Below are 17,436 nucleotides of genomic sequence, written 5' to 3' on the forward strand. Positions count from 1 at the left end.
TGACCTTCAAGTAGCTTTAAGGTGTAGAATTCATACTTGTCTGAAAGAAAGAGGAGGAATTTAAAATGGAACTATTAAAACAATTTATAAAGAAGAATAAAGGATTGACCCTACTCACTCTTTTATTCATCTGTTTACAACTTTTAGGTACACTTGGTGTCCCTAAATTAGTGGCTCGCTTGATTGACGTAGGTATCGCAAGTGAAGAGATCCGTACGATTCAGATGATCGGTGTTCAAATGTTACTAGTAGCCCTACTAGGCACGGTGGCAGCTGTAGCATCTAGTTACTTTTCCGCCTTGCTATCTGCAAAATTTGGCTATCAAATAAGAGAACGTTACTTCAATCACTTTCAAAAACTATCAATCAGCCAAGTAGACCAGTTTGGTACAGGGTCATTACTAACACGTATGGCTAACGATGTTGATAATGTGCAGCAAATGATTGTTCTATTTTGTCAGATGATTTTACCTGCACCAATCATCTCGTTATTTACGATTGGGATGATGTTGCAATATTCACCGACGCTAACATTGCTAACCCTGGTATCGATCCTGATTTACGCTATAGTGGTTTATTATCTAATGAAGAAAGGCACACCGTTGTCTTTAAGCATCCAACCAAAAATGGATAAGATTACAACTACTTTGCGTGAATTTTTTACAGGTGTCAGAATGATCCGGGCATTCAATAACCAAGATTATGAGGAAAAACGAACAAATCAAACCTTTCAGACATATGCTAACCAAATGATCCGAGTGAATCGCATATTTGCTTGGGTGACGCCCATTGCTTTTTTATTGATGGGGATCGTCTATGCGGCCATTTTATGGGTAGGCGGAAACTTAGTTGCTAAAGGAACATTACAAATTGGTACAGTCACAGCCATCGTCGAATACTCGATGTTGACCTTGGCTTACTTAATGATTGCCGCAATGGTGCTTGTCATTATTCCCAAGTCCATGTCTTCACTTAAGCGGATCGAAGAAATACTTGAAACAAAAATCGATATTCGTGATCCTGAACTTCCTGTAGCAAAACCAATAAAAGCGTCTAGTGATACTGTTCTATCTTTTGAAAATGTCTCTTTCAAATATAAGGATACTGCCGAGCCGGTACTTGAAGATCTTAATTTTACAGTATCTAAAGGAAAGACTACCGCAATTGTTGGAGGAACTGGATCGGGAAAAAGTACAGTTGCTAAATTATTGTTACGTTTGAATGAAACGACAAGTGGACAAATTAAATTTGGCGATACGCCTATCCAACAGTTAAGTCAAGAGACCCTTCGCTCACAAATCAGTTACGTGCCGCAAAAAGCCTTTCTATTTAGCGGAACGATTTTAAGTAACCTTTTGATGGGAAATGCGAATGCTTCAAAAGAAGACTTAGCAAGAGCGATTCGAATTGCCCAATTAGACAGTGTATTAGACAACTTACCTGATCATCTGAATAGTTTCGTGGCTCAAGGTGGAGACAATTATTCAGGTGGTCAAAAGCAAAGGATATCTATTGCTCGTGCGCTAGTGAAACCAGCTGAAATCTATGTGTTTGATGATAGTTTTTCGGCCTTAGACTATCAGACAGATGCAAATTTAAGAAAAGCGCTACGGGAAGAAATGGCGGATAAAGCGCTGATTATCGTCGCCCAAAGACTTAGTACGATCATCCATGCAGATACGATCCTCGTTTTGGATAATGGGCGAATCGTTGGACAAGGTACTCATGAAGAACTACTTAAGACTTGTTTGACGTATCAGGAATTTGCCAAATCACAAGGAATTTTGAAGGAGGAATTACATGAACATGCTTAAATCAAAAGGTCAAAGCCGTAGTTTGAAACGCTTTTGGAAAATGATCCAAGCGGACCATAAAACTTTTTATGGATTGTTGTTTTGTAGCTTGTTAGGAAATACATTGGTTGTTGCGATGCCCATGATCATGGGTATCGGCATTGACCAACTGCTTGAACGGATAAGACTGGTTGGAATTCAATCCATGACAATTTTTGATATCAAAGAAACATTGTTCCTTCCAGTTGTTTTATTGTTGATTTTCTCTTTTCTCAGTAGTGTGACTTCCTTCATTCAAGAACGAGTGATGGCATCTCTGAGTGAAACAATAACCTTAAGTGTCAGAAAAGAAGTCACCAAGAAATTCAAAACATTGCCTATGGCATTTTATGACCAACAGCAAGTGGGTGATTTAATCAGTCGGACGACTACAGGCTTGAACCAATTATCCCAAGTATTACTAACAGGGATCAATCAATTTTTTACATCCATCGTAACCATCGTTCTTTCGGGTGTCATGTTGTTTTATATTGATCGTTCCTTAACATGGATCGTTATCGTGTTGATCATCGCAAGTGCCATCATCACGACCAAATTCGCTAATAAAAACAAACAGTTTTCTGATGAGAACCAAGAAGCTTTAGGTTCACTCAATAACAAAATGGAAGAATTTCTAACTGGCAATTTAGTGATCAAAGCCTTCAATCAACAAGGCCAGGCAATGAAATCCATCCAGAAAGTCAATCAAGAACAGTATCATGCATTTAAAAAGTCCCAGTTCATGAATTTTGCCATTTATCCGGCGATTCGCTTGATCAACCAATTTGCTTTTATCATCAGTGCGATCATTGGAGCCATGGCTGTCTTATCTGGTGGGATGACCATTGGTTTTTTACAAGCCTATTTACAATATATCAATCAAGTCTCCGAACCGATTTCAACCTCTTCTTATGTCATCAATTCGATTCAATCCGCCATGGCTGCGATTGAGCGGATCTTTGAAATCATGGATGAAACGGAAGAACTACCTGATTCACCATTGCCAGATGTCATTAGAGAGCCTGAAGGAAAAATCGAACTTAAAGATGTTCAATTTGGTTATTCTCCAGAAAACCCATTGATGAAAAAAGTTAGTTTTTCAGTCCAGCCAAAACAAACTGTCGCTATCGTTGGACCAACTGGGGCGGGTAAAACAACATTGATTAATTTACTCATGCGTTTTTATGAAATCAATCATGGGAAAATCGTATTTGATGATCGAAACATCACATCACTTTCTCGTCAACACTTGCGTAGTTTATTTGGCATGGTCTTACAAAACACATGGCTATTTGAAGGAACCGTAGCGGATAATATTGCTTATGGAAAACAAGATGCTTCGCGAGAAGAGATCATCGAAGCTGCGAAAATAGCACAATGTGATCACTTTATCCGTACGTTACCAGAAGGCTATGATACGATCATTTCTAGTGAAAATGGTTCTTTGTCGCAAGGACAACAGCAGCTGTTAACGATTGCTCGTGTGGTATTAGCTAATCCTGCAGTCGTGATCTTAGACGAAGCAACATCCAGTGTGGATACTCGAACAGAGGCCATGATACAAGAAGCTATGAATTCACTAACAAAAGACCGTACAAGCTTTGTCATTGCTCATCGTCTCTCAACCATCGAAAATGCAGATATGATCTTAGTCATGAAAGATGGCGATGTTATCGAAAAAGGGACCCACCATGAGTTGTTGCAACAGCCAACCTTGTATGCCAGTCTATATAACAGCCAATTTCAAAAATGAGGTTGGGACAAGCGTTTAACTCCGAGAAATAAGAAGAAATTCACGAAATTTGCTTTTCAAATTTTTGTGAATTTCGGCTTATTTCCCAAGGACAAAATAAAGAATCCGAAAATCATTTTCTATTTTCGGATTCTTTTCTGTCTTTGATAATTAGTGATTCACTGCCCTCTTTTTTTCTTATAAATAAATGTCACAAAAACACAAGCAACAATTCCCATCCCTAAGAAGATGGCTGTTGATTTTTTCTCCCCTGTTTTTGGCAATCCTGACTTAGCATCGCTACTGTTGATTTTTGGTGTGGTGGGACTCGTTTTTCCATTTGAATTTTTATTGGATTCTCCCGTTGTTTCTGATTGTGATGGCTCATCCGTGTTTTGATCTCCATTATTGGTTTCATTCGTGTTCTTCTGTACGACAGTCACTTGACTAGTAGCTGTCGCCTTTCCATTTGTAAAATAGACGATATAAGTTCCTGGCTTATCCGTATCTACGGTGCCTCTAACCATGTCTTCCTTAAATTCAATAGGCTGTCCCGCTTTATTCGTGGCTGAGACAAAATTATCTCTTGCATTCCATATGTCTCCTACATATAATTGAGTGTCTCTCGTTTGGATCAACTCCGCACTTTCTTTGACTCTCACCGTTATCGTTTGAGTGACATTTCCATTCACATAGGTCACAGGATATTCACCAGCTTTTGTCGTATCTACCGTTCCACTCACCGTCACTTCTTCAAAGGTGATGGATTCTCCTGCTTTATTTGTGGCTGAAATGAAATTTTCAGATGGACGCCATTCTTCTCCTACATACAACTCTGAATCTTTGGCTTCGATCGTCTCACCATTTTCTTTCACGGTGACTATTATCTCTTTACTGGCATCACCATTCGTGTAAGTCACAGGATATTCGCCAACTTTTGTCGTATCAACTGTTCCACTTACCATTTCTTCTTCGAATTCGATAGGTTCTCCTGCCTTATTCGTGGCTGAAATGAAGTTTTCAGAGGGGCGCCATTCTTCTCCTACATACAACTCTGAATCTTTGGCTTCGATCGTCTCACCATTTTCTTTCACGGTGACGATTATCTCTTGGCTGGCATCACCATTCGTGTAAGTCACAGGATATTCGCCGACTTTTGTCGTATCAACTGTTCCACTTACCATTCCTTCTTCGAATTCGATAGGTTCTCCTGCCTTATTTGTGGCTGAAATGAAGTTTTCAGAGGGGCGCCATTCTTCTCCTACATACAACTCTGAATCTTTGGCTTCGATCGTCTCACCATTTTCTTTCACTGTGACGATTATCTCTTGGCTGGCACTTCCATTCGTGTAAGTCACAGGATATTCGCCAACTTTTGTTGTATCGACTGTTCCGCTTACCATTCCTTCTTCGAATTCGATGAGATTTCCATCTTTGTCAGTTGCTGAAACAAAGTTGTCAATAGGTTGCCATGTATCTCCGACATATAATAGCGAGTCTATCGCTTGAATCGTTTCACCGATGATTGGTTGCCAAACATAGGTATCTGCCATACTTCCTTGATAGGTAGTTAGTAATTCATTAGAAGTTAGAACATGTTCTCCAGCGGGGCGATCTATCGTGCCGTTGCCGACATTCTGCCATTTACCCGTATAGTGTTCGGATGTAATGATTTCAGGCAAATCGGCATCAGATGAAAATCCAATAGCGACGCCCAAAGAAAGTTTAGATAACACAGTAGTTCCTGCAAGCATTTCCTGCATCCACTCTACTTTATCCGTCTGAAAGTTTGAGAGGTCTAGTTCTGTCAGACTCATACAATTTCTGAACATTCCTCGCATAAATCTGACGTTTTCTGTATTGAAATTTGATACATCAATTGTTTTCAGATTTTCACAGCCATCGAACATATAACTTGTCGTTCTTACTTTCCCTGTATCAAAATCAGATACATCTAATTCTGTGAGATCTGCGCAACCATAAAACATGTAATACATGGATGTGACGTTGGCTGTATCAAAATTCGTCACATCTAATTTTTTTAATCCGGAGCACCCATAAAACATATAATGCATATATTCGACTTGACTCGTTTCAAAATGTGTCACATCTAAATCAATCAAACTCGAGCAGTTCTGGAACATAAAGGAAAGATCAGTGGCTCGACTTGTTACAAAACCCGAAACATCGAGCAGTCCTAAATTGACACAACCACCGAACATATGATTGAAATCGGTGACATTTTCTGTCTCGAAATGAGAAACAGTTAGTTCTTTGAGACTCGAACAATTGTAAAACATATAACTCATCGTGGTTACGTTTCTTGTATCGAAGCTTGATATATCCAGAAAATCTAAGGAAATCGAACCATAAAACATCTGACTCATATCAGTGACATTCGACGTATTAAAGCTAGTAAGATCAAGTCTCTGTAAAGCCGATGCCCCATCGAACATATGGCTCATTGATAGAACTTTACTTGTATCGAAGTTGGACAGATCCAGAGCAGTCAATTGTCTGCACCATGCAAAAAAGTAACTCATATCTACCACTTGACTCGTGTCTAAATAAGAAAGATTTTCAATACTCGTCAATTGATTCAAATCAAAAAATAAACCGATGGAATCCCTATGTGCAACCACAGGTCCTGTAAAAACGATTTTTTGGATCACAGAACGTTGAGTAAACCAAGGAGCTCTGGCATCCATCGTTGTTGCATCTAACGTTCCTTCTCCTATGTACAATACACCATGTTGATCGATCCGCCATGGGCTTGTACCAAAAATCCCATTGGCAATATCATCTGATTCCGATATAGCGGCCGGACCATTTAATTCAAAGCACTCTGTTCTTTCTGATGGATCTGGAATATTACCTTTTGTGTCATCTTCGGTTACTTCCTTCTCATTTATCTTTTCATCAGTTATCGCCTTAACTGTGCCAGTGGCTTCTTCTGAAGTAGTGGAGATTGTTGTCTCTTGCTCTATTGATGTTGTCTTCTCCTCTACCTCATCTGTTTCACTTAGTGTCGTTTCTTCACTATCCTCTACTTCTGCTCGAACGACTGTTGTGATCATACTATTGCAAGATAGATTCGTTGTAATTAAAATCGATGTGGCTAAGTGTAGTATTTTTTTTCGATTCACTTTCCTATTCAACTCCTTCAATCAATGAAAAATGATGACTCTTATCTGAATTTTAGCCTGTTCTTATGAAAGAAATTTTTTTATTTTTTTCTTTTGAAAAAAAAGTTTGAAATTTATTTGTACTCACGAATTCCTCATTATAAAATAAGAGAATCATGAATGAACGTTTGCCCAACTCGCCAGTGAATTAAAAGGAGAAAAAATGAATCAGCTATTTTTTAAGCTACATGATAACAAACAACTTCATCGTCAACTAAACATTCTCTATTATTTAAAACGCACAGGAAGGATCACTTCTATTTCTGAATTGATCGAAACAGTTATCTGCACCCCACCTACTTTGCGCAGTGATGTACAAGTATTAAACGAACTACTCCCTTCAAAGATTCGAATCATTCACATTCCAATGATTGGCTATCAATTATCCTTTCCAGAAACAGAAAGTCTTGATACGTATGTCTTCGACCTAGTGAAAGAGACGATTACTTATAAGCTGATTAATCAAATCTTTTATGGACATATTCAGTCATTTGAAACCATGTGTCAAACACTGCATGTATCAAATTCTGTCCTTAGAAAAGCTATCCAGCACATGAATCAAGTACTGAAGACTTATCATCTACAACTATCAACTAACCCGATTGATCTAGTTGGAGAAGAAACGGATATTCGTTATTTTCTTTTTGAGTTCTATGTTAGCTTTAGAAAATATATACCTAGCCATTCTCTGTCTCCATTCATCCAAGAAACATATGAAGAATTATTATCTGGCTTCCATCAGGAACACCAACCTAAACTACATATCAATTATTTTCGCTCAACACTTTGGATGTCAATCTTGAAAGAACGTTGGCTCAGACATAAAACAGTAACAATAAAACAAGCAACCATTGAGGAGATTCAGTCCAGAAAGAGTTTTACAGGCTTCTCACTCCATTTCATGAAACACTTCAAAAACAAATTAGGAATCGCGCAATTATCCCGTAATGAACTCATTTGGGTTTATATTGTGACCTTACATTGTGTTTCTTACATACCAGAAAAGTGGCAGGCGGATCGATCAAATCTTGTTTATCATTATCCCGAAGACCAACCAGTCAAAGCGTTGATTACCCAACACCTCCTAAAAATAACAACAAATGAGTTTATATCAGAAGAGACCATCGACCAAATCAGTACTTACTTAGCCAATCTCCGTCTCTTAGCAACTTTATCCAATCTTTTTGAAACACATAGCTTATTTATCGAACAACTAAAATCTGAGGAATTTATACGCTACCATGACGCTTGGCGCACCTGGTTAACCCATCCATTTTGGCAGTCCATCTATTCCATGATCCATATAAACGAAGTGGCGACTACGCTAAGCTTGTTTCAACTCGTCCAAGCAACACCTACTGAAACAAAAACGATTATTTGCTCTTTTCAAGGTGATGCTGGTTATGAATACTTTTTAACAGCTCAAATGCAGTCGCTAGTTCCACAACAGATCCAACCAATTTTTTTATTCAATGAACCATTGACCTCTGGAAAAGCCAAACAGTTATCTGCTTGTCTAATCATCTGCAATTATGATTTAGAAGCTGCTTTCCCGTGTGAAGTCATTCAACTTTCTGCCATCCCGACGAAAGAAGAATGGCAACATCTGCAAAAATACTTGGTCGATCTTTCTTGGGAAACATCAGTTTTACTGTAATCTCCTGTATCCTATTTATTACCTGTCCACAACATAGATAAGATAAAAGAATTCTACTTAGGATCGTAAAATAAAGGAAAGAGAAAGTGTGAGACAATAGTCAGAAAAAATCTGATTATCGTCCCACTTTTTTTGATTTTAGAGTACACAAAAAGCACGCAAACCTATAAGATTAAAGTGACGAAACTCAACCAACAGGAGCGTGCTTTTATGCTTGAAAATTATACTATCAATCAAACCACTTTACCATTAGATATGGAAAAATGTATCCTAGAAACTCTAAATACTTGTGAACGGCAGAAACAATTCCTTCTTATTTCTCGGAGCTAAACACTTATATCCATGCCTCTTCTTCTAACCTTGCTGTTTAAGTCCAATGTCGCAGCTCCAACCAGCACATCAAACTTTACGATCATGGCTGAAATGACGAATCCCTCCAGACACTCGCACTTTCAAAAAGATATTTCATTCAACTTGTGGAATATGAAACTGATCATTGATTTTTTTGATTATATCTGGAGAAACTTTCGGCTTCCGATTATAAGTAACTAAACCATTGATTTCTTGTTCGACGTCCGTTAATTGTGTATAACAATAACCCCATAATCCCACAGATCCATAAATAGCATCCATAATTCTCTGATACTCTTCGATAAATGCATCTTCATTGTCCACTGAAGTATATCCCCAGCCTGGTTGTCCAGAAACATCGTAGCCGATACCGCCAAATTCTGTTAATAGAATGGGTTGATCCTGGTAGTGGAATCCATCTGCAAAAATCGGCCATGGAGATGATTGACGTTGCACCAGGTTTTCTCTCGTACTCAAACTAAGTTTAAAATGGTCAAATTTTCCCTTTTCTTCTTTATTTCCATGTGTGTAATTATGAAGTGCACAAATATCTGTTTCTGTCATAGACCACCCATCATTAGAGATTACTAGACGTGAAGGATCTAAAGAATGGATGAAGTGGTACATAGCTTGGGAAAAGTGTTGTTGTTGTCGGTCTTTAGCAATCGCTGGCACCCCCCAACTTTCATTGATAGGAACCCAAGTCACGATGGAAGGATGATTGAAATCACGGTCAATGATCTCTGACCATTCATGCATCAGGCGTTCAGCAGATTGTTCATTATAAATAGCTGGTGCTGCACATTCTCCCCACACGAGGAAACCAAGCTGATCTGCCCAATAAAGAAAACGTGGATCTTCTGTCTTTTGATGTTTGCGACAACCGTTAAACCCCATTTCTTTCGCTAATAGAATATCTTTTTTAAAGTCTTCATCTGTTGGAGCAGTCAATAATCCACTAGGCCAATATCCTTGATCTAATACTAGTTTCTGATAGTAAGGTTTGTTGTTTAAATAAATCATGCCCTTTTCCGCATGGATTTTACGCATCCCAAAATAACTAGTAATTTTGTCTTCTTTATGAGAATCGTTATTCAACACTAGTTCGAGTGTGAATAAATGAGGCGACTCAGGTGTCCATGACCACCCATCATGGTGGAAATTCGTGCGAAAAATGTGTTCTTGGATCAAATCAACATCAAATGTTATTTTTTTGTCAGTTAACTGGACATTACCAGAAGCAATCACTGCTCCTTCAAAAGTAATCTCATAATCGATTGATTGTTTTTTTTCGAATTGGTTGATCATTGCCGTCACTTCTATTTTTCCCTCATCGAATTTAGGCATAAGCTTCACCCCAAGAAAATGCACCGCAGAAACTACTTCCAACCAAACCGTTTGCCATATCCCAGTGGAATTGGTATACCATATACCTTTTGATTCCTCTTCCCAAAATTGCTTTCCTCTAGGTATACTTTCATCTTTATGAGGATCATAGACACGGACAGCCACGTTTTGCGCTTCTTTTTTTTTCAAGTGATCCGTTATATCTACATGAAACGAAGTGTGCCCACCTCTGTGATTTTTCACGTGGTGTCCATTGATATAAATATCAGATTCATAGTCAACAGCCCCAAAATGAAGAATAACACGTTCATCCATCTCCCAGTCAACATTAAATAAACGGGAATACCAAACGATATCATGAGGAGTCCGCTCTTCTATGCCACTTTCTTTACTTTGGTAAACAAAAGGAACATTGATTTTTCTCTGATAGGCGGTTTGATCTGTGTACCATTTTTCTTTCATTCCTTGATTTGTATCATCGTACATAAATAACCATTCCCCGTTTAGATTGGTCCACTGCTCCCGTTGCAATTGTGGGCGGGGATATTCCGTTTTATTCATACTATTCTCCTTTAAATTCGCTTTTTATTGAGACGAATTGATTTATTTTTAGCAAGTAGTAACACTCCGGCAGTCATTCCTAAAATCAGACTAATAAAATCCAGTATAAAATAGGCAATGATTCCTTGTACCAATAGATAGAGTCCAATTTTAAAATGTTCTTGATCGTCTTTGATATATTTTTGACTTAGTAATAGATTGATCATTCCCAAGCCAATCAAGAATATGCCAAACGTACAGATAAATAAAAAGATATTTCCATAATGATCATTTAATTGCTTTAAATAAGATAAATTTGCTTGATTTATGCCAAATAATTCCCATTGTTTACTTAGTCCATAGAAAATGATCGTAACTAAGCCATCAATGATTTGCCAAATTCCCATGAGAAAAACTAGTATTCGTTCTTTTTTTCTAATCATTGGCTATCACCCTTTTACACCTGACGATAGTGACATCGACTGCAAAAAATGTTTTTGAGCAAACAAGTACAACACAAAAGTCGGAATGATCGCGATCAGAGCACCTGCCATCAACAATGTAGGTTGTGATTGATACATTCCTTGTAACAATTGGAGCCCTGGAGTGATTGGCATTTTCTCAATATCGTTAAATACAATGGAGGGCCATAAAAAATCATTCCATGAACCTGTAAACGAGAATAATGACACCACTAATAGCACCGGTTTGATCAATGGTAAAATGATATAAGCAAAAATCGTCCAATCATTAGCACCATCGATTTGCGCCGCTTCATCAAAATCTTTCGGGATATTATCCATAAATTGTTTCACCAAAAAAATATTAAATACCCCTGCAGCACCAGGTACGATCATTGCCCACGGTGTATTGACCCACCCTAAGCTATCAACAATTTTATATAAAGGAATCAAATTGACCACTGTCGGAAACATCATCGTCCCCAACAGAAATGAAAACAGAAATTTTTTTCCCTTGAACGCTAAACGACTATAAGCAAATGCTGAAAAAGATACTACGAATACAACTAACAGCGTATGACTGACAGAAATAAACAACGAATTTAGAAACCATTTTACTAAAGGAGTACTTGTATTATTCAATAGTAATTCAGTGTAATTGGTTAATACCCATTCGATCGGTAAAACACGAAAACCTGCTGTCATCAATTCCATTTCTGATTTGAAGGAAGTCAGTAATCCGTATAGTAAAGGCACTAACCAAATAACTGCCATAATCAAAAGAAAAGCAAATGCTATAAATGATGAATTTGATTTTTTCCTCATTTTGTTCCTCCTTTACTTTCTTACCTGTAGGAATCTAAATTGTATAGCAGAAATGATCATGATACATATCCCTAATATCACTGCCATAGCCGAAGCAATCCCTGCCATCGATTGACCAGAACCAAATGCGTTTTGTTGGATGTACATAAGTAAGACCCTTGTCGAATCATTTGGTCCACCGGCAGTCAACATCAATGGCTGTCCATAGACATTAAAATGAGCAACAGTTGTCATCACTACCGTATATAAAATCTGTCCACGAATCGAAGGTAAGGTGATTTTGAAAAATTTTTGCACAGCACTAGCGCCATCCATATCCGCAGCTTCATAAAAATCCTTTGGTATGCCATTCAAAGCAGCTTGATAGATGATCATATTCCCACCGATCGTCCACCACACTGTTACAACAATCAAGGCAATCCAGGCATACGGTTGCGTCCCTGTCCAAGGAGTCGTCGTATCCAATAGAGTATTGATAGGGCCATAATTTACGTTGAAAATCAATGTCCAAATAATCACTATGGCTGAAATCGCAAAAAGGGTGGGCATATAAAAAATCGATTGAAAGATTTTGTGCAAAACTGGTTTCTTATTAAGTGCTGCCGCCAAAAATAAGGGAACCATGATACAAAATGGGACAGCAAGACTAACGAAAATAAATGTATTTCTCAAGCCAATCCGAAGCTGCGTATAAAATGTAGAATCTGATTGAAAGAAGAGTTCCTTGTAATTTTCAAAACCAACAAATGTCGGAGCATTAAACAAATCCCAATCCGTAAAAGAGATATAAATACCAAAAATCACGGGGATCAGGAAAAATAGGATAAAAATAAGCAAATGCGGTGCTAAAAACAGCCAGGCTACCCATTCTTTACTCCTTGCTTTTTTCGTCGTTTTTCCTTTTGTTAACGACGTTCTCATATAATGCACTTCCTCCCTTGAAGAAACTACTGTTAAAATTTATGAAGATTTTTTTTATTTATTGGAACTATCTTTTGCAATCTTATCGGCCACTTCTTTTTGCATGCCAGAACTAAAATCATCGACCTTTTGTTTTCCAAAGATCGTATCAAATCCTTGAGCATCTAAATATTCAGCCACATAGCCATTGTATTTATAATCAAAAATGTTTAAAGTTTGTTGTTGCTCAGGGGTTGAGATAAACAAAGAGTGTGGTAGTTTCTGATATTCTTCGTCCTCTAAAATATTCAATGTCGCCGGATTTTGGCCAGCTTTTGCCCATTCCAAAGAGTTATTTCTGATCCATTCCAGAAATTCCATGATCCCTTTATCTTTCTCTTCAGTTCTTTCGGTACTGTTAAAGCGAACAAACTGATGTGAAGAAGCCCAGTTGACTGCTTGATTTAAATCATCGGATAATTGGGGAGAATTAGTGAGTCCCCATTCAAATTTGGCATCTTTTATATTATTTTGTACCCAAGTCCCTTCAGGAAAGAAAAGTAATTTCCCTGACAAAAATAATTGTGTCGGATCTTCCCCATCTTTTGTCGTGACCCCCTCTTCATATAATTCATTCCATAGTCCAATGGCATCCTTTGTTGCTTTTGTATCAAGAGTTGGGTCCGTTCCATTTTCTGTCAATTCCCCGCCATATTGCTTCAACAAAGATAGGAAATTTGGTTTCACCCATGTCACTGCAACACCTCTAATATCATCAGCAGCGGCTTTTTTCCCAGCTTCTTTTATTTCATCAAAAGTTAAGATCTCATCAGCTAATGAATCAGGTGCATATTTTTCTACTAATTCTTTATTGTAATAAGTCCCCCAGCTATGGATATCCAAAGGAATACTATATCGTTTGCCGTCTAGTTCTCCTAACTTCCATGCTTCCTCAACATAATTTTCCCCAATGATCGTTGGATGATTTTCTAAAAGTGCATCATAATCTTCCAACATGTTGTTGTCATGATATTGTTTGATTCGCTCTGCATGGACGATCATTAAATCAGGAATATTCTTTCCAGAATTGACAACCGTAGGGATCTTGTCATACATATCACTTTCTTTCAAGGAAACATTCTTGATTTTGTATTCTGGATCTGTCTGATTGTATGCATCAATCATCGCACCCATATTGGAACTATCCGCCCCTGTAAATGGATTCCAAAAGGTAATTTCGTTCTTACTGTTTTCTGTACTATTTGAGGACTTTCCACAAGCTGTCAATCCAAATACACACACACCTAATGCCAACCATTTTGTCATCTTTATCGCTTTCATACTCTTCCTCCATTTCACTAATTAGTTAAATACAAAACAAAAATTTTCTAAATTATTTTTTACTATTCTTTTTCCCTCCTGCTTATAAACACAAATTAACACTCGTTGTAAACGCTGTCAACGCTATGTTATAATGTCTTTACAAAAACAACTCAACAGTTAAAATGATAACAAACATCAAAAAAAACACTCATTTTAGATTAACCAATAAGTTAAAGAGGTGGAAAAATGGAATTAGATTTAACGACCTATTCACTACCAGTTTATGAAGCGTTAGCTAGTGAAACAAGACTCAACATCCTTCAGTATATTGGAAGTGGTAAAAAGAGCATTAGCGAAATTGCACAAAAATTACAAATTAGTTCCGCAATGACCACCCGCCATGTTCAACAGATGGAAGATGCTGGATTATTAGATTCTGAACGAGGAGTCGGAGCAAATCGCAACAAAAAAATGGTGTTCCTAAAAATAGATGATATCCACATTTGTTTTCCAGAGAAAATCTATCCTGCCTATAAATTGTATTCCACCGATTTAAGTATCGGACATTTTACAGATTTCTTTGCTGAACCCACCTGTGGTTTAGCAACGACCCAAGAAATCGTTGGGAAGATCGATGATCCGAAATACTTTTTAGATTCAAATCGGGTCAATGCAGCTTTGATGTGGTTTAGTCGGGGCTTTGTGGAATATAAGATCCCAAATCTTTTGCAAACACAAGAAGAACCAGAATTACTTGAGATCAGCTTGGAGCTTGCTTCCGAGTTCCCTGTATCCAATAATAACTGGCCCAGTGATATTTCGATTTTTGTGAATGATGTGAAAGTCGCCGTCTACACCGTACCAGGTAATTTTTCGGATACAAGAGGCAGACTCACACCTCCGTGGTGGAATGATCGTTTCAGTCAATACGGTTTATTGAAACATATCCGGATCAATAAACTCGATACAGATATTGACGGTGAATCTTATTCTAATATCAAGATCGATGATCTAAAACTACACGACTCCCCTTTTATCAAGCTTCGTTTAGAAATTGAAAAAGAGGCAAAACATCAAGGTGGGTTGACTCTCTTTGGAAAAGGGTTTGGCAACCATGATCAAAATATCCGGATCTTAGTGTACTTCCAGTGAATAGGAAAGTTTTACTTTTCCCTGATACAGTTGAGTGATTGCTCATGAACATAGCCAAAATATACTAATTGTTCGTATCATTGCAAAAAAACGTGTTTTTTCAGTCCTTCAAGTGGTTTAAAAGCAGAAAACATGTAATTCCGTTTTTAATTTTTTCTAGCATCTTTTTACTAAAGTTCCTTACTTTTTCTTTAGTAGTAGAATCATATGAACTAGATCCGTCAGTAGATGGCTCTTTCTCCCTACATTGACTCTGTGAATTCAAAGATATAATCTTTAAAACAAATTAGTTCTTTTTTGATCAATCTATTTGCGCAATATTTTTAACTTGTAAGAAATTCGTTAAGGAATAATAAGAAGAATTAATTAATCAACAAATGTCATCTTCGAAGAAATTTATTGACCAATCTAAACACTTAAACAAGATATCTAAATAATTTGTATAGCCTATTTTCAAAAAGAATATACAAGTGGGTAATCAAAAAATTTATACACTATTTCTTTTCATTTAAGTTTAAATAAAAATCCTCATAAAAAAGCAAGCGCCATCAAACGCTTGCTTTTAGACATTATTCGCTTAACATTTTTTCACTTTTTCGAACCTTTGATTAGGCTCAAGAACAAGAAATAACTAATACCAACCAGTACGATAACTATGATTAAAATAATTGAAAGAAAGATAACGACATCTCTTATGTTCTTTGGTAACAAGAGAAAGATGCCTACACATATTATAAATAAAAGGAAGGCGAAAATCATTTTATTATTCATTAGCCACCTCCTCTAGAAACACTTCTGTCGTTATTGGTCTAAGATCTCCCTGACTGTCCACTTTTAAAATACTTGGGATAGAAGTAATCCCTATCTCAGATAATTTTTCTTTATCTGTATTAGACATCTTATCAGTATCAATATAAAATAAATTTTCGATACCTGAAATATTTTCTACTGAATTTACAAATTCTCTACAAATTGGGCAAGTAGCTCTACCAAAATAAACATAAGAGTTTTCTTGGTACTCCATGTTTTTATCTCTCCGAAGATTTTCTTCTAAAGTAATTTCATTTACATCACGCATTGCTTCATTATATAATTTTATTTCCATATCTGTTACTACATTCGAAAATGCTGTTTCTTCAGCTGATGATTTCTTCTCTTCTTTTTCACAAGAAGTAGCTATTAGCAAATAAGACAATAAAAACAATAGCAGTATTTTTTTACACCGTTTAGAAACCATTAGCAGAACAGAAAGATTTGATTGTGGAATGTTTATTTTTTTATGCTTTACAGAATGCAAAAACACCCCAATTGCTTACGTAACTAATAAGTTGGTTCGCTAATGCTACGCCAATAAATATAGCTGCTACTTTAATTACAGCGATAGCTGCTAAAATGAGTGGTGCTAGACGTGCTTGTTTACCAGAACTGGTTTGTAACAAGTTTATAGAAACTTTCTCAACCTCTTTGACATCGTTGTACTGTTGTTCAGTAATAATTCCCTGCTCAACAATAGAGTGATTTAAAATATACATCCCTGTTTTTTCATCATAGGTAGAGTGAGCCAACACTTAATCTGCCATTTGATTCAAATCTTTTTTTGAAACTTTCTCCAACTCGTCAAAGGGATTTAGACTTGAAGCATTTGCGATTGGAGCAACTACATTTAGAAAAAAAACTGAAACGATTACGATTATCACACATTAAAAAAATTTATTACCTATTCTAAATTTTCTACTTGTTTTTAACATCAGATTTTTCCTCCTTTATTTAGATATATACGTACAACAGTATTTGAAACGATATATATATTTTACATGAGCATATGCACCACTTACCCTTCTTTGTTCAAAATTGATATTTTTTTAGTCAAACATCCTATAGACAAAATATTAAGGAACTATCAGAAGTAATGATAAAAAATAATAAAATGAGATAATAAAAAGCAATGCCTATGCAAAGGCAAAAAATCAAACTCTACTTTACAATATATTGCAATAAAATGGTTTCATGACTAATTTCTTTATATAATGGTTAATTGGCTATTTTCCAATAAGTCAAACATTGACATTGTTTGTCATTATCTATATACCTCATACCTCTCGCTAATAAGTAGAATTTCACTTGTACAACC

The 17,436-nt window shown here is 36.8% G+C and carries 12 protein-coding genes; 4 read left to right on the forward strand and 8 right to left on the reverse strand.

Annotated features, from left to right (window positions below):
* The first annotated feature begins 65 nt into the window (after positions 1 to 65).
* A complete protein-coding gene (locus tag A5844_RS04105; protein ID WP_086283998.1) occupies positions 66 to 1,814 on the forward strand; it encodes an ABC transporter ATP-binding protein in 1,749 nt (582 codons plus the stop codon).
* Positions 1,807 to 3,585 carry an ABC transporter ATP-binding protein gene (locus tag A5844_RS04110; RefSeq protein WP_373419208.1) on the forward strand — a complete coding sequence of 593 codons (1,779 nt, stop codon included), beginning with the start codon at positions 1,807 to 1,809 and terminating at the stop codon, positions 3,583 to 3,585. The genes A5844_RS04105 and A5844_RS04110 overlap by 8 nt, the downstream gene beginning before the upstream one ends.
* Before the next feature lie 158 nt (positions 3,586 to 3,743).
* On the opposite strand, the gene A5844_RS04115 is transcribed toward A5844_RS04110, so the two are convergent.
* A complete protein-coding gene (locus A5844_RS04115; RefSeq protein WP_086284000.1) occupies positions 3,744 to 6,710 on the reverse strand; it encodes a bacterial Ig-like domain-containing protein in 2,967 nt (988 codons plus the stop codon).
* A 202-nt stretch (positions 6,711 to 6,912) separates the two neighbouring features.
* On the opposite strand from A5844_RS04115, the gene A5844_RS04120 reads away from it, so the two are divergent.
* Positions 6,913 to 8,406 carry an AcpB/EbpR/MafR family transcriptional regulator gene (locus A5844_RS04120; RefSeq protein ID WP_086284001.1) on the forward strand — a complete coding sequence of 498 codons (1,494 nt, stop codon included), beginning with the start codon at positions 6,913 to 6,915 and terminating at the stop codon, positions 8,404 to 8,406.
* Positions 8,407 to 8,871: 465 nt separating this feature from the next.
* On the opposite strand, the gene A5844_RS04125 is transcribed toward A5844_RS04120, so the two are convergent.
* From A5844_RS04125 to A5844_RS04145, 5 genes are read right to left on the reverse strand one after another with little or no spacing between them, the layout of a single operon-like run.
* On the reverse strand, positions 8,872 to 10,665 hold the full coding sequence (locus A5844_RS04125) for a glycoside hydrolase family 2 protein (RefSeq protein ID WP_086284002.1): 1,794 nt from the start codon (positions 10,663 to 10,665) through the stop codon (positions 8,872 to 8,874).
* Between the two features lie 11 nt (positions 10,666 to 10,676).
* On the reverse strand, positions 10,677 to 11,087 hold the full coding sequence (locus A5844_RS04130; protein WP_086284003.1) for a hypothetical protein: 411 nt from the start codon (positions 11,085 to 11,087) through the stop codon (positions 10,677 to 10,679).
* A gap of 6 nt (positions 11,088 to 11,093) precedes the next feature.
* Positions 11,094 to 11,930 (reverse strand): carbohydrate ABC transporter permease, encoded by an 837-nt coding sequence (locus A5844_RS04135; RefSeq protein WP_086284004.1) that lies wholly within the window; start codon positions 11,928 to 11,930, stop codon positions 11,094 to 11,096.
* Positions 11,931 to 11,942: 12 nt separating this feature from the next.
* Complete coding sequence (locus A5844_RS04140; RefSeq protein ID WP_086284005.1) at positions 11,943 to 12,851, reverse strand: carbohydrate ABC transporter permease; 909 nt, start codon at positions 12,849 to 12,851, stop codon at positions 11,943 to 11,945.
* A gap of 54 nt (positions 12,852 to 12,905) precedes the next feature.
* Positions 12,906 to 14,171 carry an ABC transporter substrate-binding protein gene (locus tag A5844_RS04145; RefSeq protein ID WP_086284006.1) on the reverse strand — a complete coding sequence of 422 codons (1,266 nt, stop codon included), beginning with the start codon at positions 14,169 to 14,171 and terminating at the stop codon, positions 12,906 to 12,908.
* A 228-nt stretch (positions 14,172 to 14,399) separates the two neighbouring features.
* Between A5844_RS04145 and A5844_RS04150 the strand changes: the two genes are divergently transcribed.
* Positions 14,400 to 15,305 (forward strand): ArsR/SmtB family transcription factor, encoded by a 906-nt coding sequence (locus A5844_RS04150; protein ID WP_086284007.1) that lies wholly within the window; start codon positions 14,400 to 14,402, stop codon positions 15,303 to 15,305.
* A gap of 763 nt (positions 15,306 to 16,068) precedes the next feature.
* On the opposite strand, the gene A5844_RS04160 is transcribed toward A5844_RS04150, so the two are convergent.
* A complete protein-coding gene (locus tag A5844_RS04160) occupies positions 16,069 to 16,602 on the reverse strand; it encodes a DUF6568 family protein (protein WP_143353692.1) in 534 nt (177 codons plus the stop codon).
* Positions 16,583 to 16,870 (reverse strand): hypothetical protein, encoded by a 288-nt coding sequence (locus A5844_RS04165; protein ID WP_143353693.1) that lies wholly within the window; start codon positions 16,868 to 16,870, stop codon positions 16,583 to 16,585. The genes A5844_RS04160 and A5844_RS04165 overlap by 20 nt, the downstream gene beginning before the upstream one ends.
* Between the last annotated feature and the right edge of the window lie 566 nt (positions 16,871 to 17,436).

Source organism: Candidatus Enterococcus wittei (assembly GCF_002140175.1).
GTDB classification, from domain to species: domain Bacteria; phylum Bacillota; class Bacilli; order Lactobacillales; family Enterococcaceae; genus Enterococcus_B; species Enterococcus_B wittei.